This is a genomic window from Candidatus Spyradosoma sp. SGI.093 (assembly GCF_050314555.1).
Taxonomy (GTDB): domain Bacteria; phylum Verrucomicrobiota; class Verrucomicrobiia; order Opitutales; family UBA953; genus Spyradosoma.
The window spans coordinates 1-22,278 of record NZ_JBNPNH010000005.1; the positions used below are offsets into that span (position 1 = coordinate 1).

The following is a 22,278-nucleotide window of genomic DNA, read 5'->3' on the forward strand; positions in this document are numbered from 1 at the left end:
ACGGTAGTTGTAATAGACGAGGTCGAGTTCGGAATCGTAGAACTCCGAGGACCATTGGAACGGGTTCGCGGGAACGGCAGTTCCTTCGGGCGTTCCCGCGGAGACCGTGCCGAAGGGCGCGTAGTCGTAGGTCGCGGCGGTGTTCCCGTAGAAATCCACCAGTTCGCAGACGTTTTTCGTCAGATCGACCGTCGGGAAATAGAGGTTTTCGCCGAGGACGTTGATCGCGAGCGGGCGCGTCGCCGCATTTTTGAAGCGCACGGAACGATTCAAGCGACTACGCTCTATATTCTGAAAATTAGTTTTGACGCGCATTAATATTCAATCTCTTCGGCTTTTTCGAAAATATTTTAATCCGTCTTAATTTTTCAAATAAGAATCAATGACTGTTTCCGCGAGATTTCTAACATGCGGACAGGAATCTTTTTTCAAGAAACCAAGATTCTCTTCTATATCACGCAAAATGTATCCTGGATAACAAACGCGCCCCGGATCAATATAACGCGAAATCCCTTGAAGCAAAGCGATTTTTAATTCGCAACGATCCGATTCTTTCATGTTTTTTATGAAAGCGTAATCCCTCTCAGTTATCTTCGACGCAAAGAAAAACTCTAACTTTCTCGGATCTATTGCAGGATTTTCTATTTCTTTTTGGTAGTCTTTATTTGAACTAAGCTCAATCTCTTCTTCTACGAGATCAAATATTCTTGCCAGCAAAGAATAAAGGCGCTCTTGTCGATATGAGGAAAACATCTCCGGAACTAAAAACGGAAAAAACGACCAACGAGACCCAAGTCCTAAAATAAGCGTCGCGGTAATTCTCGGCCTATTTTCGTAAAAATTTCCATTTCCGTAATTAAAATCAATAAACATCTCGCCAACAAAGGAAAAGTTTTCGATCTCTTGATTCTCGGCCTCGATAAGGGAGTTCACCTTTTCAATCACCGCTGATTTTTCAAAAAAAAGATTTGTCTTCCCATCAATACGTTTTATCGGAAACTCAAGAGTGTCGATAACCACACTTTGCCGCTCCGAAAAGAGCAGCGCAACTTCAAATCCGCAGTAAAAGCAAACAACACAAAAAATTAAAATTTTAAAGACTTTCATAATTTCTCCTTTTTTCAAAATTTAATCCCATCGATCAAGTTTCCTGCAATATCCTCCTTTAGCGACGGAGAATTTCACGGAAGAGGTCAAAAGAAGAATTCCGGGAAGCAACCATACGAGAAAAAAGACGCCAAACCTACCACATTCCCAAAAGATCGGGATTCGCCGGATATCGCGACAACCCAACAAAATACGGTTCCACAAAAGAAAAAATCAGCAGAAGGTGCAGGAGTGCGCTTCTCCGAAAATCCGCGCGGAACGTCAGCTCTAAAATTTCTTCGCTCATAATCAAATCGGCATGTATGCCCGTCTTCTATTTCTTAAAAAGGTTGAAAAAATAATATATAAAGCAGACTCCGGCAACCAAAGACAAGCCCAAAATCAAAAAGAAATGAAAAGAATACTCTCGAAAGGAAAAAAGAATGATGAGCGCTCCCACGCTCAAAATCGAAAAAGAAAGAAGATATGCGGCCTCAGAAATATTAGTTAAGAGCTTCTGATCCGAATCTCCTAAGTTTTGGAGATGATTCTTTACGCTCGGAGGCGGATATTCAGGAAATTCGTTATTTGAAGACTCCGTCGAAATTCTATGAAGAGCCCCCCTCCTTTTTATTTTCGTCAATAAAAAAACTACGCCCCAAAAAATCCCCGTATAGCAGAAAACAAGAGAAGACGATTTTATGAGGGAGGTCCGCAAAGAATTTTCAAAAAATTTTTCAGCCGGAAGCATTTTCCCCAAAATATCCTTCTCCACCTCCTCTTTTCTTATAGGCACTCGGACATATTCCGAAAACAAAAACTTATAAAACTCTTCCTGATTATAGACGCCATCTCCTATTTTGGAATAATAAAGGCTGTTCGAGGATTCATCATAGAAAATATTTTGGATTTTACCTGCATGAGAAAGACTATATTCATCGTTTTCGCATGAATTCAAATATGTCTCCAAATCAAAATAGTATCTGTCGAGACGGAAATGCACGTTCGGCAAACAAAGAATCAAAAACAATCCAAGAAGAAACAATGACGAAATCTTCAAATCAAAGACATTCTTCCTAAAAAATGAAGCAAGTTTACTCATGTCGAAAAATCTTTAAAGAAAAATCGGAACGACAAAAATCTTCAGCAGGCCCCGAAAATCTTTTCCTTTCATCAGGGAGTCTCCGGTCAACAAATTCTCCTCAGACTGCGCTTGAGGATCAAGGATTCTTAGCTCAAGCCGAGCGATGTGCTCCTCTGGAATTCTTTTGCTGAGCAATGAGAGAAATTCTTTCTTGCTGAAGCGAACACATGACAGCCTCCAACGCTTTGTCGGCGCATCTTGCGCCAGTCCGACTGCGAGTTCCTTTGTCGCCAAATAGAATTCATCGCTCTTTCCAATCGCCTCTCTGAACGAAAGGAGGTCGATCTGTGAAGAATAAAGCTCTTGACCTTCTTTTGCGAAGAAGGCGATTTCAGCGTCAATGGAAGATTTCGAGGGAGCGTCCCGATTTTCTAGAATCAAAACAAGGCATCCTTTTGCATCTGAACAGAAAGAGGCCTCCCCCTTGTTAGCGTCAAGAAATTCCATTTCGGAAAAAATGGAACGCAAAGACTCTAATCGATTTCTGACAGGAAGAAGTTCCGTCTCCAATCGCGCCAATGCTTCTCTATCCATATGATAAAGGAATCCTAATTTCATATCGGCAGTAAATTCAAAATCTCGCTTGTGATAAGGTATTGTTGCCGGAATATAAAATGAAGGATTATAGAAATAATCGTAGCTAATCATGTCGCTTTCGCCGAAATAAAAAGATCGTCTCTTGACGGACAGCTTTTCCAAATTCGGCAAAATCTTGAGAGCTTCTTCATTTCGCAAAAAGGTTCCAAAATTAAAAATTTTCTCCCTCCATGTGAGTTCAGCATGGTTCGGTATCTCGTACAACACCACGGGCGTTCCCTCCGGAAGATACTGAGTGCGAAGAATTCGAGAAGAAACAATGTATTGGTACACCTCGTTAAGCCTGTCGAAAAATACGGAAAGGATTTCCAAGAAGAAAATTCCTCCTACGACAAACAATACTGTATTAATCGCGCGTTTTTTGCGAACAGGTTTCATACAATTCATCGAAATAATCCCCCCAAGTCCCGTTTTCCACCTCCGAGGAACAAGTACTGAAAAGACTTATGGAAGCGAGAACACTAGATCTTACTCTCTCTCTTCGTTCATCTTTATTTAAATTAGAAACCCCGGGATAAGAATGTTTGGTATACGCCTCTATTTCTCGGCAAATGCTCTTTTTGCACGGATTTTCCTCCTCTCTGTCAAAACAATTTTGCACCGTGTGGAGCATTTCATGGGCTACGATTGCATTGATTTTTTCTTGAAATATCCAAGTATCTTTAAAATTATTTTTACAGATTTTTATAACGCCTTTAGTGACGCCAGAGAACAGCGAAGTATTTTGAAAAAAGGCTTCCGCCTTTCCTTGACAACACCCACAAGATATTTCAGGAGGAAAACACGTCCACGTCTTATCTAGAATTTTTTTATATTTCAGATAAGCCTCTGTGTTTTTTGCTTTATTCACCATGCCATCACAATCAAAATTTCCCAAATAATCTGATTTCTTCGTGACAAAATTCCCCAGGAACGCATACAGATTCACTCCTCCCTGTTCCTCGATTGGGTCGCGGGAGAGGAAGCGGCCGTCGGCGGGCGAGTAGTGGCGGTAGTTGTAATAGACGAGACCCAACTCATCGTCGTAAACTTCCGAAGACCATTGGAACGGGTTGTCGGGAGCGGCGGAGCCGGAAGGCGTTCCCGCGGAGACCGCGCCGAAGGGCGCGTAATCGTAGGTCGCCGCCACGTCCCCGTAGAAATCGACCAGCTCGCAGACGTTCTTCGTCAGATCGACGGTCGGGAAATAGAGGTTGTCGCCGAGGACGTTGATCGCGAGCGGGCGCGTCGCGGTCGGTTCTTCGGGATCCCAGAAGATCACGCGTTTCAGCGCAAAACTTTCCGTTCCCTCGGCGTCCGTCGAAACGTCGAACGCGGCGATCTGCAGATAGCCGTCGTAAACATAGCGCTCGTGCAGCGTGAGCGTTCCCGCGACGGTCACTTTCTTCTCGAAGCGGCGTCCCTGCGAATCGTAGGCGCACTCGACGACGGCCTGCGTCGCCGCGTTTTCGAAGCGGATCGGACGGTTCTCGCCGTTGTAGGTGATTTGCCACGTTCCCGTGGAGGTGCGGATCAGCGTCGCGTTCCCGTCCAAGTCGTAGGTCGGAGAGAAATTTTCTTCGGAGGGGTTTTCAACAAGCGACTGGAAAGTCGCTTCCCCGGAAGAGGCGATTCCCGAATACTGGTTGAGGGAATTCGTCACGTAGGAGAGCGACGCGTCTTTTTCGGTCGCCGTGCTGCGGTTGCCGATGTAGTCGAACGCGTAGGCGTACGCGTCGGAACCGAGCGTCGCCGAAGTCAGCTCCGAGCGCGCGTTGTAGCCGAAGGCGTCCGAGCGCGCGGCGGCGCTCCCGCGCGTCTGCGTCCGCGCGGAAACGCGCCCGAGCGCGTCGTGGCTGTAAGTGCGTTTCGCGATGAGCGAAGCATCGCTTTTTTCGTAGGCGATTTCAACCGGCAAATCCCGATCCGCCGCGTAGGCGACGCGCTTCGTCATCACGTAGCCGCCCATCACCGCGATTTCCGAGAGCAGATCCGTTCCCGCGAGCCGACCGTACGCGAACTCCACGTTCCCGTAGGCGCAGCCCGAGAGGCGCCCCGTCGCCGCGTCCCAGCTCCGCGCGAAGAGCGCGAAGGGCTCGCCCCCGCGCGTCGCCGTGAGCGAGATTTCCCGCCCGTACGCGTCGAGCCCGCGCGCCAGCGACGCGTTCAACGCGGCGTCGCTCTCCGAAACGAGCGAGCCGTACGCGTCGTACGCGAAGGTCTTCGTGCCCGCGGCGTCCGTCACGGAGGCGAGGCGCCCGAGCGCGTCGTAGGCCTGGGAAACGCCCGCCGTGCCGTCGGAATACGTCGTCGAGACGAGTCGGTTCCACGCGTCGTAGGCGCAGGCGGTCGAGACGCCGCGCGACCACGCGCGCGAGGCGAGCAGCCCCGTCGCCGTGTAAACATAATTCACCGACGCGCCGGCGGCGTCCGTCTTCGAAAGCAGCGCGCCCGTCGCCGCGTCGTAAGTCCACGTCGTGAGGTCGCCCGCGTCGTCGTCGAGAGCGCCCGGGGATTCCGGCGCGCCCGCGAGCGCGCGGAAGGTGCGCATTTGCGTCTTCTGCCCGAACGCGTCGTAGGCGAACTTCACCGGATACGCGGCGTTCCCGTATTCGGCGAGAACGTTCCCGCGCGCGTCGTAGGCGGGAACGTTCAGGGATGATTTTTCGGGTTCGTGGAGCATGACCGGCGCACAGATTACACTTTTTCCGAAAACGAATTGTGTCGCAATTGTGACGTTTTCCCTGCAGCCCGCTTAAACAAAGGGCTGAAAATTTTCAAAAAAATTTTTTCGGGCGAAAAAACGGGGCGTTTTCCGCGAAATCCGCCCGAAGCGCGTCCCGAAAAACCGCCCGAAAAGGCGCGCGCTCACGCGTCGGATTCGAGCTCGAGCGAGAGCGCTTCCCAAGATTCGTAGGCGGCGGCGATCTCGCGCTTCACGGCGTCGTAGCGCGCCATGTCGGACTTCACCGCCTCGCCGTCGCGCGAGAAGAAGTCCGGCGCCGTCATCTTTTCCTCGAACGCGGCCTGCTCGGCTTCGAGCGCGGCGATGCGCTCCTCCGTCTCGCGGATCTTTTTGCGGACGGGCGCGAGGCGCTTCGCGCGTTCCGCCGTGGCGCGGCGGCGTTCCCGCGGGTCGTCCGCCGAAGGCTTTTTCGCGGAGGCGGAAGCGGCGGCGGAGAATCTTTCGCGTTCCCGCGCGCGCTCGTCCGCGGTCGCCGCGAGGTAGTCGCTGACGTTCCCGAGAAAGACGCGCAGGCCGTGATTCTTCACCTCGACGACCTTCGTCACGAGCGGGTCGAGAAAATCGCGGTCGTGCGAGACGACGACGAACGTTCCCGCGTACTGCCGCAGCGCCTGCGCAAGCACGCTTTTCGAGCGCATGTCGAGGTGGTTCGTCGGCTCGTCGAGGACGAGGAAATTGAACGGGCGCAGCAGCATCCGCGCGAGCGCGAGCCGGTTGCGCTCGCCGCCGGAGAGCACGCCGACGGGCTTGAACACGTCTTCGCCGCGGAAGAGAAACGCGCCGAGGAGCGTGCGCAGGCGCGTCGTGCCGAGCCCGGCGGCGACGTCGTTCACGGTCGTGAGCACGTCGAGGTTCGGGTCGAGCTCCTTCGCCTGGTGCTGCGCGAAATAGGACACGGCGACGTTGAGCCCCTCGGCGCGCGTTCCCGCGCTCGGCGGCTCGACGCCCGCGAGCAGGCGGATCAGCGTGGACTTGCCCGCGCCGTTCACGCCGACGACGGCGATGCGGTCGCCGCGCTCGATCCTGAAATTCACGCCGCGCAGCACGCGCACGTCGCCGTAGTCCTTGCGGACGTCCTTCAGCTCGAGCACGACCTGCCCGCTCTGCGGCGCGGGCGGGAACGCGAACGCGATCTGCGACTCGTCCTCCTCCTCGAACTCGACGCGCTCGATCTTTTCGAGCTGGCGGATGCGCGACTGCACCTGCGCCGCCTTGGTCGCCTTCGCGCGGAAGCGCTCGATGAACTCCTCCGTCTTCGCGATTTCGCGCGCCTGGTTCCGCGCGGCGCGGCGGAGCGCCTCGCGGCGTTCCCGCGACGTCTTTTCGAAATAGGAATAATCGCCGTTGTAGATTTCGAGCCGCCCGGCGGAGAGCGCGAAGATCTTCCCGCAGACCGAATCGAGGAACGCGCGGTCGTGCGAGACGAGCATCACCGCGCCCGCGTAGCGCGAGAGCCAGCCCTCGAGCCAGTCCTGCGACTCGATGTCGAGGTGGTTCGTCGGCTCGTCGAGCAGCAGCAGCGTCGGCTCGCGCAGGAGCAGCTTCGCGAGCGCGATGCGCATCTGCCAGCCTCCGGAAAACTCGCCCGTGTCGCGCTCCATGTCGCTCTGCGCGAAGCCGAGCCCGTGCAGAATCGTCTCGACGCGGGAACGCAGGCGCGCGGAGTCGGCGTCTTCGAGGCGGCGCTCCATGTCGGCGATGAGCCCGAGCGCGTCGCGGTAGGCGTCGGAATCCGGCGGGAGCGTCTGCAGCTCGGCGTCGGCGGCGGCGAGCTTCGCGCGCAGGGAGACGATGTCCTCGAAGGCGCTTTCGACCTCGGCGACGAGCGTCTTTCCGTGCGTCTCCAGCCCGTCCTGCGGGAGATAGCCGACGGTGGCGTTCTTCGCGGCGGCGAGCGTTCCCGCGTCGTAGTCCTGCACGCCGGCGAGAATCTTGAGCAGCGTGGACTTGCCCGCGCCGTTGGAGCCGACGAGGCCGATGCGCTCCCGTGCGCCGATGCTCGCGGAAACGCCGTCGAAGAGCACCCGCGGGCCGTAGCGCAGCCGAATGTCGCTCAGCGAAAACACGACGCGCCGGAGCTCATTTCGCGGCGGGCTCGTCGGCGCCCGCGGCCGCGTCCGGCTCGTTCAGCTCATAGACGATGAAGTTGATGAGGCTGATTCCGGTCTTTTCGAAATCCGTCGTGACGGCGCGGATGCGCCCGGCGATCAGGTGATGCCCGAGCTGAAAGACGACCGCGAGCACGAGCCCGAAGCCCGTCGCCGCGAGCGCGCTCGCGATGTCGCCGGCGAAAAGGTCGGCGGAGGCGTAATGGCCCGCGGAGCGCATGTTCAGAAACGCGCGCAGCAGCCCGAAGACCGTTCCCGCGAGGCCGACGAGCGGCGCGATCTTCGCGAGCGCGCAGACCGTTCCCGCGCGGCGCTCGAGCGCGGGCAGCTCCGCGACGGCGGCTTCCTCCGCGGCGATGCGCATGCCGGCTTCGCCGCGGTCGCGCCGCACGAGAATCGCCTTCACGATGCGCGCGACGGGCCCCGGCGCCTCTTCGCAGACGGTCAGCGCCTCGTTGTAGTGCCCGCTGCGCAGATTGTTGCGGATGCCTTCGAGAAAATCCTGCGCGCGGATCTGCTTGCTGTGCAGGTAGTAGATGCGCTCGATCATGATCGCGACGCCGAAGACGCCGACGAGCGCCAGCGCCCAGACGAACGGGCCGCCGTCGCTCAGGAGAAAAAAGCGGGAAACTTGAGATGGGTCGCTGTTCATTGTTGCGCGGCATTCTACGGCGAAACCGCCGCCGCGGAAAGCGGATTTTTCGCGGGCGCGATTCTCAATTGCCGCGGGAGCGCGGGAGACGCATAATGCCGCAATGTTTTTTGCGGAAAGAAAGATTTTTCTCGGCGGGCTCGCGCTGCTCGCCGTCGCGTCCGGCGCGCTCTGCCGGGCGGAAACGCCCGCCGCGGATCCGGTCGGCGAGCCCGGGAACGTCGCCGTTCCCGCCGCGAATCCGGGCGAAAACGTCGTGCTCGCCAGTTCCGCGCTGCGCAGCGGCCTCACGGGGCTCGCGCTCGAATTCACCGACGACGTGCTGGCGGAGGACGAGAGCGCGGTCGGCGGCGGGCTGCGCGACGCGGCGCTGCGCATCCGCGCCTCGGCGCTGATCGAGCGCGGGCGCTTCGCCGAGGCGGAAAAGGCGCTCGACGCCGTCGGCGAGAGTTCTTCCGTGAAGGCGCTTTACCGCGCGTGGGCGAAGATCGGCGAAAGCGAAATCCGCGAAGCCGGCGCCGCGCTCGCGGGCGTCGTCGAAGCGGATCTGACGCCGAGCGACGCCGCCTGGTTCGAGCTCGCGGCGGCGGTCGTCGCCAAGGACGCGGGAGACGACGCGGCGGCGGAACGGCGTTTCGACGCCGCGCTGAAACGCGCCGTCGGCGCCGAGCAGCGCGCCCAGTTCGAATACGTGCGCGCCTGGGCGAACGCGACTTTCGTTCCCGAGCTTTCCGCCGCCGAGCTAGAGGCGCTCCGCGCGCGCGCCGACGCCGCGACGGACCCGCAGGAGCGCGTGCGCCTCGCCAGACTCTACGCCTTTTCCGTCGCGCTCGACGCGAACCGCGATCCGGAGAAGCGCGGCGCCGCCCGCGCCGTTCTCGCCCGCGCCGCGGACGAAAAGATCCCGCCGAACACGCGCGCGGAGCTCGATTTTCTCGACGGCGTGCTGCAGGATTCGCCGAAGAGCGAAAGCGCGCGCCGCGCCTTCATGCGCGCGCTCTGCCGCCGCCCGGACATCGCGCTGCAGGAGGCGGCGATCGCCGGGCTCTGGCGCAACGTCCGCGAAATCATGAAGGGCGACGGCGTTCCCGCCGGAGAAAAGAAGGCGGAGTCCGAATTCGCTTCGGGCGAGCGCAAGAACGAGGAGGCCGCGTCCGCCGCCGCCGCGGAGATCGACGCGTTCTTCGACGGGAAGGAGATTCCCGGCGTTCCCGAGCGGCTTCGGCCCGATCCCGCCGTCGCCGACCTCGAGCTCTTCGCGCGCATCCGCATCGCCGGGCTCGTCGGCGGCAGGGAGAACGAGATCGAAAAGTGGGCGAACGAGATTTTGGAAAAGCACCCGAACAGCCGCTTCGTGCCGGACGTACTCCGCGTGCTCGCCGACGAGGCGATGGCGCGCCGCGAGTACCGCCGCGCCGTGCCTTATCTCGAGCGCCTCAAGGACGCCGCGGGAACGGAGGACGAAAAGGCGGAGATCGGCATCGTGCTCGCGGACTGCCGCTTTCTCGCGGGCGACTACCGGATCGCCTCGTCCGCCTACGCGAAGGTCGCCGAAAGCGCGGGCTCCGTCGCGCGCCGCTACGCGGGAACGGTGTTTTCCCAGCGCGTGCTGTGCGAGCTGAACGCCGGCGATTTCGCGGGCGCGGAAGAGCTCATCGACGCCGCGCGCGGGAACGCGGCGCTCCCGTTCGACCGCGAGTGGGTCTTCCGCGCGGAATGTTTTCTCATCGCGAAGCTGCGCGGTTCGGGCAAGCTCGCGGCGGCGGAAAAGCGCTGCGCGGAATTCCTCGCCCAGCTCGGCGTTCCCGAGACCTACCGCCTGCGCGTGCTGTGGTGGCGCGCGCTGCTCGGGCTCGAGCTCGAAGCGCCGAAGACGACCGTCGCCGCCGCCGACGAGATCGGCAGGATGCTCGACGCGCTCCCGCCGGACGCCCGCCTGCCGCGCGAACGGAACGCGCTGCGGAGCGGCGCCGCGCTGCTCAAGGCGCGCGGGCTGCTCGCCGACGGAGACTTCGCCGCCGCGCGCGCGCAGCTCGAGCTCCTGCGCGCGGAATTCGCCGAAGGCACCGCCGTTCCCGCGTCCTACCTCGACGAAGGCCGTGCCTACGCCGAGCGGGGGCAGCTCGCGGACGCGCTCCGCTGTTTCGAAAAGATGATCGAAATCTGCGCCGCGGAACCCAAGTTCGCCCGCTACGGCATCATCGCGTATTTCGAGGCGGCGCAGCAGGAGGCGGCCTTCGGGCGCTTCCGCGAAGCGATCGCGCGTCTCGAGGAGCTGATCGCGAAATACCCGGATTCGCCGCTCGTCTTCTACGCGCGCAAGCGGCAGGCGGACTGCTTCCGCTCGCTCAACGACTTTGAGTCCGCGCTCGTCGTCTACGAATCGCTGATCGCGAAATATCCCGACCATCCGGATCTGCGCCGCACGGAAATCGCGCGCGCGGACTGCCTTTTCGCGCTCGCCTCCGCGCCGCAGACCGACGCGGGAACGCGCGCGAGCTCGCTGCGCAAGGCGATCGCCGCCTACGAACGCCTCTTCAGCCTGCCCGGCGACGCCTACGAGAACGGCCCCGGAGCCGCGCACGAGCTCCGCGCCGAGGCCGGCTACAAATGGGGCGAGGCGACGGCGAAATCCGCGGAATCCGAAAATCTTTCGCCCGAAGCGCGGAAACGCGTCCGCGCCGAAGCCCGAAAAATTCTCTGGCGCGTGAAGAACGAGCTGTTCGACCGCGCGGCGCGCGGGAACGTCGATCCGAGCACGCGCTGGGGCGTCTCGTCCGGCTACTGGCTGGCGCGCGCGCTCTTCGCCGTCGGCGATCTGTGCGAGGCGGACGGCGACTACGACGAAGCGCGCAAGGCGTACAAGGAAGTCGTCAACTGGGGGGCGCGCTGGGGCATTCCCGGCGCGGACTACGCCCGCGCCCGCGAGGAAGCCATCCGCGACAAGTGAGAGGCGTTCCCGCCGCGCCTTTCCGCGCCCGATTTCCGGGCGCGCCTCCGGCGTTTCGGAGCGGAGCGGCGCACGCGAAAAAAACATTTAAAAACGCGCGGAAATAATGAATACTGCGGGCAATTTTCAGCCATGACGAACAAATCAGAAATCAAGGTCACTTTCGGCAATCGCGGCTACGTCGCTCCCGTCATCGTCGGCACGGAGGGCGAACACGCGGTGGACATCCGCAAGCTGCGCGCGGAAACGGGCTTCATCACCTACGACGAAGGCTACGGAAACACCGGCTCCTGCGAAAGCGCGATTACGTTCATCGACGGCGAAAAAGGCATTCTGCGCTACCGCGGCTACCCGATCGAGGAGCTCGCGGAACGCTCCAACTTCATCGAAAGCTCCTATCTCGTCATTTACGGCGAGCTGCCGACGCCGCGGGAACTCGAGGAATTCCGCAACCGCATTCTGCTCAACGCCGGCATTCACGAGGCGCTGCGCACGATGGTCGCCGGCTTCCCGATGACGGCGCACCCGATGGCGGGCCTTTCCGCCATGCTCAACGCGCTCGGCTGCTACTATCCGGAACTTTCGTCCAACAACCGCAAGCAGGACCTGGAGAACTTCGACCGCACGACGACCGTGCTCATCTCCAAGGTGCGCGCGCTCGCGGCGATGGGCTACCGCTACCGCAACGGGCTTCCCGTGACGTATCCGAAGCGCGGATACAGCTACTGCGAGAACTTCCTGCACATGATGTTCTCCTACCCGGGAGAGGATTCGCAGATTCACCCCGACGTCGCCAAGGCGCTCGACACGCTGCTGCTGCTGCACATCGACCACGAGCAGAACTGCTCCACGTCCACGGTGCGCATGGTCGGCTCCGGCGGCGCCAATCTCTTCGCGTCCGTCTCCGCGGGCGTCTGCGCGCTCTGGGGTCCGATGCACGGCGGCGCGAATCAGGCCGTCATCGAAATGCTCACCGAGATCAGCGAATCCGGCGACGACGGCACGAAATTCGTCGAGCGCGCGAAGGCCGGCGAAGTCCGTCTCATGGGCTTCGGTCACCGCGTCTACAAGAACTACGACCCGCGCGCGAAGATCCTCCACGCGCAGTGCATGAAGATCTTCGACGCGATCGGCGTCGAGGACCCGCTGCTGAAGATCGCCCACCGGCTCGAGGACATCGCGCTCAACGACGCCTACTTCAAGTCGCGCAATCTTTACCCGAACGTGGACTTCTACAGCGGCATCATCCTGCGCGCGCTCGGCATTCCCGTGAACATGTTCCCGGTGATCTTCGCCATGGGCCGCATGCCCGGCTGGATTGCGCAGTGGAAGGAGATGGCGGAACGCCCGGGCGGAAGAATCTACCGTCCGCGCCAGGTTTACGTCGGCGAGCGGGAACGCCGCTTCGTCCCGCTCATGGAGCGCGTCGCCGCGCCCTCCGCGAACGCGTGAGAACGGGAAGGCGGCGTTCCCGCCGCTTCCGGAAAAATCCGACGCGCGCGACGGAAGTCAGCGCGCGTTTTCGGGATTCATCATGCGGATGAGGCGTTCGTTGAACTCTTCCGCGGGGTCGTGTCCCATCTGGCGGAGCGAGTGCACCATGACCGCGACTTCGACGAGGCGCGCCATGTCGCGCCCCGGGCGCACGGCGAGCTGGATGTGCGGCACCTTGCGGCCGAGAATCTCGAGCTCGCGCGATTCGAGCCCGGTGCGGTCCTCCTCGATGCCTTCGCGCCAGGGCACGAAGGAGATGATGAGGTCGATCGTCTTTTCGCGGCGCACGGAGCGGATGCCGAACATGCTCGCGACGTTGATGATGCCGATGCCGCGGCATTCCATGAACCCGCGCGAGACGTCCTTGCCCGAGCCGAGCAGCGAGCTGTCGCCGACGAGGCGCACGATCACGTAGTCGTCCGCGACGAGCGAATAGCCGCGCTCGATCAGCGCGAGCGCGCATTCGCTCTTGCCCACGCCGCTTTCGCCGCGCAGCAGCACGCCGACGCCGCGCACGTCGATGAGCGTGCCGTGCATGTTGCCGCGAAGCGCGAATTTCTGGTCGAGGAGCATCGTCGCCTCCGCCGTGAAGTCCTTGGACTTCAGGCGGGAACGCAGAATCGGCACGCCGTAGGCGTCGGCGAGCGCGACCATCGACGGCGTCGGGTGCTGCCCGCGCGAGACGACGATTCCGGGAATGCGCTTGCGGAAGATCTCTTCGAGAATGACGCGCTGCGTCTCCGGCCGCAGGTCGGCGAGGTAGGAGATTTCGCCCGCGCCGAAAAGCTGCAGACGGCTGCTCCCGAAATGCTTGAAGTAGCCGGTGAGCGCGAGCGCGGGGCGGTTCAGCGATTTTTCGCCGATGACGTTCCCGAGCCCGGTCTCGCCCGCGACGATCTCCATTTCAAGGCGGTCCCGCGCGGATTCGTAGAAATCGCGCACGGTGACCTTCGACTGCGGATGCGGGCGGCAGAGATCCGCGCCCGGCGGGAGCGGCGCGCGGGCGGGAAAGCCCGTTCCCGCCGCCGAAGCCTCATCGCCGAAGGACGGCATCGCGCCTCACTCCTTCCCGTGGACGGGAACGCCCTTGGTCAGATATTCCGCGGGCACGGCGTACTGCGCCTGCAGCTTCTTCATTTCGTCCTTGAGCAGCGCGGTGACGTTTTCCGTGCCCGGCTCGCCGTAAACGTTGCGGATTTCCGTCGGATCGGCGTTGAGATTGTAGAGCTCCCACACATCTTCCTTGTAGAAGTGGATGAGCTTCCAGTCCTCCGCGCCGTCGTGCGAGCGGAAGTTCACGGCGCAGTGGCGCCGCACGCTGTGTTCCGCCGGGAATTCGTAATACTGGTAGTAAAGCGAATTGCGCCAGTCGGGGTGCATCTTGCCGTCGAGAAGCTTCTTGAACGAGACGCCCTGCATCTCCGCCGGCGCCTTGATGCCGCACGCGTCGAGGAACGTCGGCGCGAAGTCGATGTTCTGCGTCAGCTGCTCGATTTTGGAGCCCGCCTTGATGCCCGGCCCGCACATCATGAGCGGCATGCGGAAGGATTCCTCGTAGGCGAAGCGCTTGTCGAACCAGCCGTGCTCGCCGAGGTAGAAGCCCTGGTCGGCGGCGTAGCAGACGATCGTGTTCTTGTCCAGGCCCGTCTTCTTCAGGTAGTCGAGGATTTCGCCGACGCCGTCGTCCACGCCGCGGATCGTCGCGAGGTAATCCTGCAGGTAGCGCTGATACGCCCAGCTCTGGAACTCGCGGAGCCTGTCGGCGTTCTTGGAGAGCAGCTCGGGCGCGGCGGCGATGCGCTTTTCGAGCGCGGCCTTGTCGGCGAGCGCGGCGGCGCGTTCCTTGTCCGTCTTCGCGGCGGCGACGCGCGCGTCCGCGGCGGCGAGCCGGTCTTCGCGGTTCACGTAGTCGTCGTGGTGCTGCTTGAAGTTCGCGAGCTCCTTCTCCGTCATCAGATTCCGGTCGAAGAACTCCTCGTTCTTCTTCACGTACGCCTGAATGAATTTTTTGTACTGCGCGTCGGACATGTGCGGCGGGAACATCCAGCGCGGGAGCGAATGCTGGTCGCGCGACGGGAACAGCTTCAGGTCCGCCGCCCAGCGGAACGTCCACAGAATCGACATGTCCTGCTTGAGCGCGGCGTCGCGCCCGGCGTAGTCGTCGAAGAAGGTCGGCGGTTCCGGGAACTTCACGCCGTCGAAGAGATTGTAGTTCTTTTCCTTGGGAATCCAGTTGCGGTGCGGCGCCTTGTAGTGGACCATGAAGAAGAACGGCTTGGACTTGTCGCGGCCGTTTTCCATCCATTCGATCGCCTTGTTCGTGACGATTTCGGTCGAATAGCCTTCGGGAATCTGGTGATACTGCGCGCCCGGGAGGCGGCCCTCGGCGTTCCCGCAGAAGATGTCGGGATTAATGTACTGGCCCTGCCCTTGGAAGACCTGCCAGTAGTCGAAGCCCGTCGGATCCGCGGGAATGTGCCACTTGCCGACGATCGCCGTGTTGTAGCCGTTCGCGCGGAAGACCTTGGCGACGTTGTTCTGGCGGTTGTCGAAGGAGCCCCATTCGTTGCTCATGTAGCCGTTGGCGTGCGAGTGCTTGCCGGTGATGATGCACGCGCGGGACGGCCCGGAAATCGAGTTCGCGCAGTAGTTGCGCATGAACAGCGCGCCGTCGCGGGCGATGCGGTCGATGTTCGGCGTGGGCGCGAGCTTCGAGATCGGATGGCCGTAGGCGGAAATCGCCTGCACGGCGTGGTCGTCGCTCATGATGTAGACGATGTTCGGACGCGTCGGCGCGGCGGCCTCAGCGGCGCGCGCGGCGGGAACGATGAAAGCGGAGAGCGCAATCGCGCCCGTCAGAGGGTAAAACGAGGTCTTCATGGTGCCGCACACATTACAGGCCTTTTCTCCGCTCCGCGAGCAAAAAGCGCCCCGCGCGGGAACGCCCGGCGCCCGCGGAACTTTCGGCGCTCCTTGAATTCGCTCGCGGGAACGCCGGGAAAAGCGTATTCTCGCCGCCAAAAATTTTTCAACGGTATGGAATACGAAGCAGTCATCGGTCTGGAAATTCACGTGCAGCTCAAGGCAAAGAGCAAGGTCTTCGCGGGAGCGCCCGCCGGATTCGGCGAGCCGCCGAACCGCCTGATCGACCCGACCGTGCTCGCGCTCCCGGGCGCGCTGCCCGTGCTGAACCGCGAATCCGTCGAAAAATCGATGAAGTTCGGGCTGATGATCGACGCGAAGATGCCGGGCATCTCCCGCTGGTCGCGCAAAAATTATTTTTACCCGGACAGCCCGAAGAACTACCAGATCACGCAGCTCGCGGACGAGGCGATCGTCGGTCCCGGCGAAGTCGAGATCGAGCTGCCCGGCCCGTCGCGCAACGTGATGGGCGAGCACAAGAAAATCCGCATCAACCACGCGCACCTCGAAGAGGACGTCGGCAAGCTCACGCACGGCGGCACGACCTCGCTCGTCGACTACAACCGCGCGGGAACGACGCTGCTCGAAATCGTCACCGAGCCCGACATGCACTCCGCGGAGGAGGCCGTCGCTCTGCTCAACGCGCTGCGCATGATCCTGAACGCCGCCGGGCTTTCCGACTGCGACATGGAAAAAGGCCAGCTGCGCTGCGACGCGAACGTGTCCGTGCGCCCCGCGGGAACGTCCGAGCTGCGCACGCGCACGGAAATGAAGAACGTGAACTCGCTCACGGGCGTGCGCAACTGCATCAATTTCGAAATCCGCCGCCAGATCCGCGCCTACGAAAACGGCGAAACCGTCGTCCAGGAAACACGCGGCTGGAACGCCGAAACCGGGCACACCTATTCGATGCGCTCCAAGGAAAACGCGCACGACTACCGCTACTTCCCCGATCCGGACCTCATGCCCGTGAAGCTCGACGCGGAATGGCTCGCGCGCCTCAAGGCGGACCTGCCCGAAAAACCCTTCGACCGCCAGCGCCGCTACATGGCGGACTTCGCGCTGCCCTACACCGTCACTTCCGTGCTCGTGCCCGACCGCGCGCTGTGCGAATTTTTCGAAAAATCCGTCGCCGCGTTCCCGAAGGCGCCGCAGCACACCGCGAACCTCATCGTGAACGAAATCCTGCGCGAAATCGCCGCCGCGGGAACGGACGCGACCATCGCCGACAGCCGGATTTCCCCCGAGGCGCTCGCCGGGCTCGTCGAAGCCGTCGAGGCGGGAACGATCTCCAAACAGCAGGCGAAGGACGTGTTCGCCGAAATGTGGGCGAGCGGAAAATCCGCCGCGGAAATCATCAAGGAAAAAGGCCTCGCGCAGAGCTCCGACTCCGGCGAGCTCGAAGCGATGATCTCCGGCGTGCTCGCCGACCCGAAGAACGCCGACGCCGTCGCCTCCTTCAAAAACGGGAACGACCGCGTCATCAACGTGCTCAAAGGCCAGGTGATGAAGGCGTCGCGCGGCAAGGCGAATCCCGCGAAGGTGGACGAAATCATGCGCCGCCTCCTCGCGTGAGCGGAGGGCCTCCCGGGCGCCTCCGGCGGGAACGCCCCCTGTCCCTCGGTTTCCAATACCGGGGGGTAAACGCCGCGCAGCCCTTTATTCATCGCATTTAAGCAAACAAATAAATATAAGTTTAATTTCAACGCGAAGAACGCGAAGATTTCGACCGCGAAGTCAGCGGAAGTCAAAGAAGGTTCTTTAACCACGAATCGACACGAATTTTCACGAATTTCGGACGACGTTCCCGTGAAAACCGCGTCATTTCTCTAAAAATCTTTGCGCCTTGGCGCCTTTGCGGGAAGAATTTCCGTGCTTTTCCGTGTTTTCCGTGGTCGAAAATTCGGACTTGCCACGGTATTGGAAACCGGGGATAATGCGCCCAACATTAATCCCTAAAAAGAGCTTATGAAAAACATCATCGCAATCACCTCGCTCCTCGTCGCGGGAACCGCTCTCGCGAACGCGGAAACGCTTGCCGAAATCGATACGAACGATTCGGCCTTGAAAGCATACTTTAATTTTGACACGAGCAATTCCAAGACGGCGGGAACAATCTCGTGGCAAGAACTCCCGACTTGGAACGAAGCCGGCTACGGAGTCTGTGGGACTTCTTCTACGCACCCCTATACATCAGGGGCGGGGCTTCGCACTTCAACAGGTTTCACGGTAAGCTTCGATGTGAACTCCATTTCCAAAAACGGCACGCTTCTCTCCATGACCAGCGGCTCAATGGATAAAGCTTGGCGCTCCCTCAGCATCACTTACACCAACGGGACGCTTTCTGCTCAGTTTCTTGGAGCACCGTTAACCGCCGTAACGAAAACACTTCCTTCTTCCGCGAACACTAACGATTGGACGACGCTCACGCTTGTCGGATCCTCAGTCGGAGCCACGTTGAATTTGGATTTTTATCTGAACGGAACGCTCGTCGGGACGAGTTCGACTGCCAATGCAAGCAATATCACGAGTGAACCCATCGATAAGCTCCAATTTGGATACTACGGTACCTCTTCGAATAGCGCTAATATGAATATCGACAATATTCTTATTTACAGCAAGGCGCTTTCGGCCGAAGAGGTCAAATCGTTGATTCCCGAGCCGTCGGCGTTCGGGCTGTTGGCAGGCTTGGGCGCGCTGGCTCTGGTGGCGTCGCGTCGTCGGCGTTCCCGCAAGTGAGCGGAGACGATTTTCCCGTTCTCTGAAAAATCACGTTCCCGCGAGGCGATTCGTTCCGATCGCGGGAACGTGATTTTTTTTAATCCCTCGTTTCTTTTCCCCATGTTCGGATTTTCCCGCAAAATTTTTCTCTTTGCTCTCCTTGCCGTTCCCGCGGCGGCGTTCGGCACGGACCGGCAGCTCGTCTTCAGCGACGAGTTCGACGGCGATTCGCTCGACGGCTCGACGTGGACGCGCATCGACGCGGGAACGCCCGAGTGGCGCAGATACATGGACGCGACGAGCTCGGACCTGGTCGAGTTCCGCGACGGCCGCATCGTGCTGAAGGGCACGAAGGACACGGCGGACGCGAGCGCCGCGGATTACCGCGAGGCGGGGATTTATTCGCTGAACAAGTTCAGCTTCCGCTACGGCAAGGTGGAGATCCGCGCGCGCTTCGACTGCGTGCAGGGCGTGTGGCCCGCGCTCTGGATGATGCCGCAGAACGGCAATACCTGGCCGAGCTCCGGCGAAATCGACATCATGGAGCACCTGAACTATCAGGGCAGCGTTTATCAGACCCTACATTTCTGCAATCCGGACGGAAGCAACGGCAGCGCGGGAACGCATCCGGAGATCGTCAAGACCGTCTTCAACACCTACGGAATCGAGTGGGAGGAGAACGTCATCCGCTTCCTCATCAACGACGTCGTCACGGCGACCTACACGCCGGAGAACACGACGTCGGCGTGGCCGTTCAACGACAAGGAGTTTTATCTGATTCTGAGCATGCAGATCGGCGGGAATTGGGTGGAGAACACCGGCGCCAATCAGGGAATCGACGCGAAGACGCTCTACGCCTCCGGCGCGAAAATGGAGATCGACTACGTGCGCGTGTGGCAGGACGCGCCTTCCGTTCCCGAGCCGTCGGCGTTCGGGCTGTTCGCGGGCTTGGGCGCGCTCGCGCTGGTCGCCGCGCGGCGGAAGAGGAAAGCGCGCTGAAATTTTTCGGTCGCGCCCGCGGAGGCGTTCGTCGAGAATGCGCGCATGATTTTCGGGAAAATTCACGGCGGATCCGCGCGCCGGACGAAAAGGCGCCGCGTCGCGATCGCCGCGGGAACGCTCGCTTTGTGCTTTATCGCGGCGAGCGGAATCGATTATTCTTTGAACATGTCCACTTCAGCCCCGGTGCAATTTTTCGACCGCGAAAGCGGCCGCCTCGAAACGGAAGCCATCTTCGGCGAAAAGCCGCTGCGGTGGGTTTACGAAACGCATCTCGGGCAGATCGCGCTCTGGGCGCTGATTCGCCGCGCGGCGTTTTCCGAAATCTACGGCGTCGTGATGAGCCGTCCCGCGAGCCGCGAAAAAATCGCGCCCTTCTGCGAACGCTTCGGCGTGAACGTCGAGGAATCCGCCGTTCCCGTGACGGAATTCGCGTCGTTCAACGACTTTTTCTCGCGCAGGCTCAAGCCCGGCGCGCGCCCCGTCGCGCCCGCGGAAGACGTCGCGACGCTTCCCGCCGACGGCCGCCATCTCGCGTTCCCGAAAATCTCCGCCGCGACGCGTTTCTACGCGAAGGGACAGCGTTTCGATCTGGAAAAATTTCTCGGCGACGCCGCGCTCGCGGCGCATTACGCGGACGGCGCGATGGTCTGTTCCCGCCTCTGCCCGACGGATTACCACCGCTTTCACTTTCCCGTCGCGGGAACGCCGGCGGCGCCGCGCGTCGTCAACGGTGCGCTGTATTCGGTGAACCCGATCGCGCTCTCGAAGAATCTCGCCTACCTGTGGGAGAACAAGCGCGTCGTCGTCGAAATCGATTCGCCGCGCTTCGGCAAAGTGCTGCAGGTGCTCGTCGGCGCGACAAACGTCGGGACGATCGTGCCGACCTACGCGGCGGGAACGCCGGCGGAAAAAGGCGCGGAGCTTGGCTATTTCCGCTTCGGCGGCTCGTTCATCGCGACAATCTTCGAGCCGGGGAAAATCCGCCTCGCGGACGATCTGTGCGCGAACTCCGCGCAGGGCGTCGAGACCTTCGCGAAAATGGGCACGGAGCTGGGAAAAGCGGCGGCGGAACGGAAGTGACGAAGTTATGAGGTTATGAAGTCCGGAAGTTCATTGCCTTCGGCTTCGCCGAAAAGAGTTTAAGCTTTTAAACTCTTAAGCTTCTGAACTTTCGATCTTCCCCTTCAGCTCTTCGGCAGAAAATACCCGCGCTGCCTGTCCGAAATCGGCATGCCGAGCAGCTCCATCATCGCGAGAAAATCTTCCCAGACGAGGCGCTTGGAACGCGCCGTGCCGTTGCGCAGCAGGTAGGACGGGTGGTAGGTCGGAATCACGGGAACGCCGTGAAAATCGAAACGTCTGCCGCGGATCGCGCCCATTTTGCGGTCGGGATCGTTGCCGAGCAGCCCGTTGACCGCCGTCAGCCCGAGCGCGACGATCACGCGCGGACGGATGATCTCGATCTGCGCGACGACGTAGGGCAGGCAGTACGCCATTTCTTCGGGCGTCGGCGGGCGATTGCCGACGAGCGTCGGCAGCTCCGGCCGCCACTTCATGATGTTGCCGATGTAGACGCGTTCCCGCGAAAGCCCCGTCGCGGCGATGATCTTGTCGAGCAGCTGCCCCGCTGGGCCGACGAACGGCTCGCCGCGCGTCTCTTCTTCCGCGCCGGGAGCTTCGCCGCAGAAAAACACCGGCGAATCCGGATCGCCGACGCCGAACACGAGGTGCTTGCCGCGGTGCAGATGCTTGTTGCAGACGGCGTCGGCGCGCATCTGCTCGGCGACGGCGGCGAGTTTTTCCGCCTTCGTCCCGGATTCGGGAACGGCGATTTTCGGCGGCGGCGGGAACGCGGGCGCGGCGGGTTTCGGCGCGGGGGTTTCTTCGAAAACCGGCGCGGAAGGCGCCGCGGAAACGCGTTCGCGGGCAGGAAACGACGGACGCGGCGCGGCGGCTTCGGGAACGGGCGCGGCGCGGCGCGGAGCCGCTTTCGGCGCGGGCGCAGGCGCAGGCGCGGGAACGTCCGCGCCCTTCAGCGCGACTTCCCGCAGCGCCGCGAGCGACGCGTCGTCCACGGCGACGCGCTCCACGCCTTCTTCCTTGAGGGCGAGGAGCGTGTCGAGCAGCACTTCGAGCGCGTCGCGCATTTTTCAGAATCCGGACTCACTCCATGCCGGGGACGAAACGCAGCGTTTCGCCGTCCGTCAGGTCGAGCGAGCGGTAATAGCAGCCGCGACGCGGCAGACCGTCCTTGCCCTTCGTGTGGCACGCGCCCTTGCCGGCGGGACGCACGAGGTAGAGCAGCGAATTCTGCTCGCAGTTCACGCGCACCTCGACGAGCTTCAGGTAGTCGCCGGACGTCTTGCCCTTGAGCCAGAGCTCGTTGCGCGAGGTGCTCCAGAACGTCGCCATGCCTTCCTTCAGCGCGGTTTCGAGCGCGAGCTTGTTCGCGTAGGCGACGATCAGCACTTCCTTCGTGTCCGCGTCCTGAGCGACGACGGGAACGACGTCGGATTCGCATTGCGCGACGGCTTTGCGCAGTTTCGTGAAGTCGAAATTCAGCTTCAGACCCTCTTCGATTTCTTTACTCATAGATGGACGCCATTCTGCCCCCGCTCCCGCGGGAACGCGAGTTCAAAGAAAACCGCCCCCGCGGAAACCTGAAAACGAACAGGGATTTCGGGGATTTTAAGGGATTCGATTCAGACCCGCGAAGCGCCCCGCCGGAGAACGGCGGCTTTCCCGCGAAGCTCCGTTTCCCTGTGCTAAAAAAAGCTTGAGGCTTGGGCTGAAAGCTTGGAGGAAAGTTTGCCGGGAGGGATTTCGAGGGCAGGCGGGACGCTTGCCCCTCCTGTGAAATTCGCGCTCATTTGCGGG

Annotated in this window: 17 protein-coding genes; 6 read left to right on the forward strand and 11 right to left on the reverse strand. The window is 60.7% G+C overall.

Translation table 11 applies throughout. The annotated features are described in order from the left end of the window. From ACQREB_RS06030 to ACQREB_RS06060, 7 genes are all read right to left on the reverse strand, one after another. On the reverse strand, positions 1-261 hold a 261-nt coding region (locus tag ACQREB_RS06030; RefSeq protein ID WP_427766525.1), incomplete at its 3' end, for a hypothetical protein. Between the two features lie 99 nt (positions 262-360). Then, complete coding sequence (locus ACQREB_RS06035; RefSeq protein WP_427766527.1) at positions 361-1,107, reverse strand: hypothetical protein; 747 nt, start codon at positions 1,105-1,107, stop codon at positions 361-363. Positions 1,108-1,420: 313 nt separating this feature from the next. Next, positions 1,421-2,188, reverse strand: a complete 768-nt coding sequence (locus ACQREB_RS06040) for a hypothetical protein (RefSeq protein ID WP_427766529.1) — start codon at positions 2,186-2,188, stop codon at positions 1,421-1,423. 12 nt (positions 2,189-2,200) lie between these two features. Beyond that, on the reverse strand, positions 2,201-3,205 hold the full coding sequence (locus ACQREB_RS06045; RefSeq protein WP_427766532.1) for a hypothetical protein: 1,005 nt from the start codon (positions 3,203-3,205) through the stop codon (positions 2,201-2,203). Next, a complete protein-coding gene (locus ACQREB_RS06050) occupies positions 3,174-5,489 on the reverse strand; it encodes an RHS repeat domain-containing protein (protein ID WP_427766534.1) in 2,316 nt (771 codons plus the stop codon). The genes ACQREB_RS06045 and ACQREB_RS06050 overlap by 32 nt, the downstream gene beginning before the upstream one ends. Positions 5,490-5,674: 185 nt before the next feature. Beyond that, positions 5,675-7,618 carry an ABC-F family ATP-binding cassette domain-containing protein gene (locus tag ACQREB_RS06055; protein ID WP_427766537.1) on the reverse strand — a complete coding sequence of 648 codons (1,944 nt, stop codon included), beginning with the start codon at positions 7,616-7,618 and terminating at the stop codon, positions 5,675-5,677. Between the two features lie 13 nt (positions 7,619-7,631). Further along, positions 7,632-8,312 carry a MotA/TolQ/ExbB proton channel family protein gene (locus ACQREB_RS06060; protein WP_427766540.1) on the reverse strand — a complete coding sequence of 227 codons (681 nt, stop codon included), beginning with the start codon at positions 8,310-8,312 and terminating at the stop codon, positions 7,632-7,634. 103 nt (positions 8,313-8,415) lie between these two features. Here ACQREB_RS06060 and ACQREB_RS06065 point away from each other — a divergent pair, with 103 nt between their 5' ends. Together ACQREB_RS06065 and ACQREB_RS06070 are read left to right on the forward strand one after the other, a co-directional pair. Further along, entirely contained in the window at positions 8,416-11,262 is a 2,847-nt protein-coding gene (locus tag ACQREB_RS06065; RefSeq protein ID WP_427766543.1) for a tetratricopeptide repeat protein, read from the forward strand. A 132-nt stretch (positions 11,263-11,394) separates the two neighbouring features. Beyond that, positions 11,395-12,714, forward strand: coding sequence for a citrate synthase (locus tag ACQREB_RS06070; protein WP_427766546.1), 1,320 nt, complete (start codon positions 11,395-11,397; stop codon positions 12,712-12,714). 57 nt (positions 12,715-12,771) lie between these two features. Here the strand turns inward: ACQREB_RS06070 and hprK are convergent, their stop codons facing one another. Continuing rightward, complete coding sequence (hprK, locus tag ACQREB_RS06075) at positions 12,772-13,809, reverse strand: HPr(Ser) kinase/phosphatase (protein ID WP_427766549.1); 1,038 nt, start codon at positions 13,807-13,809, stop codon at positions 12,772-12,774. 6 nt (positions 13,810-13,815) lie between these two features. After that, a complete protein-coding gene (locus ACQREB_RS06080) occupies positions 13,816-15,636 on the reverse strand; it encodes a sulfatase family protein (RefSeq protein WP_427766551.1) in 1,821 nt (606 codons plus the stop codon). Between the two features lie 156 nt (positions 15,637-15,792). On the opposite strand from ACQREB_RS06080, the gene gatB reads away from it, so the two are divergent. The 4 genes from gatB (at position 15,793) to asd (ending at position 20,481) form a co-directional block, all read left to right on the forward strand. Next, positions 15,793-17,253 (forward strand): Asp-tRNA(Asn)/Glu-tRNA(Gln) amidotransferase subunit GatB, encoded by a 1,461-nt coding sequence (gene gatB / locus ACQREB_RS06085; protein ID WP_427766553.1) that lies wholly within the window; start codon positions 15,793-15,795, stop codon positions 17,251-17,253. Positions 17,254-17,646: 393 nt separating this feature from the next. Beyond that, positions 17,647-18,417, forward strand: coding sequence for a LamG-like jellyroll fold domain-containing protein (locus ACQREB_RS06090; protein ID WP_427766556.1), 771 nt, complete (start codon positions 17,647-17,649; stop codon positions 18,415-18,417). A 102-nt stretch (positions 18,418-18,519) separates the two neighbouring features. Continuing rightward, entirely contained in the window at positions 18,520-19,398 is an 879-nt protein-coding gene (locus ACQREB_RS06095; RefSeq protein WP_427766559.1) for a family 16 glycosylhydrolase, read from the forward strand. 168 nt (positions 19,399-19,566) lie between these two features. Continuing rightward, positions 19,567-20,481, forward strand: a complete 915-nt coding sequence (gene asd / locus ACQREB_RS06100; RefSeq protein ID WP_427766562.1) for an archaetidylserine decarboxylase — start codon at positions 19,567-19,569, stop codon at positions 20,479-20,481. Positions 20,482-20,585: 104 nt separating this feature from the next. Here asd and ACQREB_RS06105 read toward each other — a convergent pair whose 3' ends face one another. Together ACQREB_RS06105 and ACQREB_RS06110 are read right to left on the reverse strand one after the other, a co-directional pair. Continuing rightward, a complete protein-coding gene (locus ACQREB_RS06105) occupies positions 20,586-21,548 on the reverse strand; it encodes a uracil-DNA glycosylase (RefSeq protein ID WP_427766565.1) in 963 nt (320 codons plus the stop codon). A gap of 16 nt (positions 21,549-21,564) precedes the next feature. Further along, positions 21,565-21,993 carry a phosphoribosyl-AMP cyclohydrolase gene (locus ACQREB_RS06110; protein ID WP_427766567.1) on the reverse strand — a complete coding sequence of 143 codons (429 nt, stop codon included), beginning with the start codon at positions 21,991-21,993 and terminating at the stop codon, positions 21,565-21,567. Positions 21,994-22,278 lie beyond the last annotated feature (285 nt).

Bases quoted from the DNA above. Each gene is read 5' to 3' on its own strand.
- ACQREB_RS06035 (WP_427766527.1), bottom strand. From the start codon at position 1,107: ATGAAAGTCTTTAAAATTTTAATTTTTTGTGTTGTTTGCTTTTACTGC.
- ACQREB_RS06040 (WP_427766529.1), bottom strand. From the start codon at position 2,188: ATGAGTAAACTTGCTTCATTTTTTAGGAAGAATGTCTTTGATTTGAAG.
- ACQREB_RS06045 (WP_427766532.1), bottom strand. From the start codon at position 3,205: ATGAAACCTGTTCGCAAAAAACGCGCGATTAATACAGTATTGTTTGTC.
- ACQREB_RS06050 (WP_427766534.1), bottom strand. From the start codon at position 5,489: ATGCTCCACGAACCCGAAAAATCATCCCTGAACGTTCCCGCCTACGAC.
- ACQREB_RS06060 (WP_427766540.1), bottom strand. From the start codon at position 8,312: ATGAACAGCGACCCATCTCAAGTTTCCCGCTTTTTTCTCCTGAGCGAC.
- ACQREB_RS06065 (WP_427766543.1), top strand. From the start codon at position 8,416: ATGTTTTTTGCGGAAAGAAAGATTTTTCTCGGCGGGCTCGCGCTGCTC.
- ACQREB_RS06070 (WP_427766546.1), top strand. From the start codon at position 11,395: ATGACGAACAAATCAGAAATCAAGGTCACTTTCGGCAATCGCGGCTAC.
- hprK (WP_427766549.1), bottom strand. From the start codon at position 13,809: ATGCCGTCCTTCGGCGATGAGGCTTCGGCGGCGGGAACGGGCTTTCCC.
- ACQREB_RS06080 (WP_427766551.1), bottom strand. From the start codon at position 15,636: ATGAAGACCTCGTTTTACCCTCTGACGGGCGCGATTGCGCTCTCCGCT.
- gatB (WP_427766553.1), top strand. From the start codon at position 15,793: ATGGAATACGAAGCAGTCATCGGTCTGGAAATTCACGTGCAGCTCAAG.
- ACQREB_RS06090 (WP_427766556.1), top strand. From the start codon at position 17,647: ATGAAAAACATCATCGCAATCACCTCGCTCCTCGTCGCGGGAACCGCT.
- ACQREB_RS06095 (WP_427766559.1), top strand. From the start codon at position 18,520: ATGTTCGGATTTTCCCGCAAAATTTTTCTCTTTGCTCTCCTTGCCGTT.
- asd (WP_427766562.1), top strand. From the start codon at position 19,567: ATGTCCACTTCAGCCCCGGTGCAATTTTTCGACCGCGAAAGCGGCCGC.
- ACQREB_RS06105 (WP_427766565.1), bottom strand. From the start codon at position 21,548: ATGCGCGACGCGCTCGAAGTGCTGCTCGACACGCTCCTCGCCCTCAAG.
- ACQREB_RS06110 (WP_427766567.1), bottom strand. From the start codon at position 21,993: ATGAGTAAAGAAATCGAAGAGGGTCTGAAGCTGAATTTCGACTTCACG.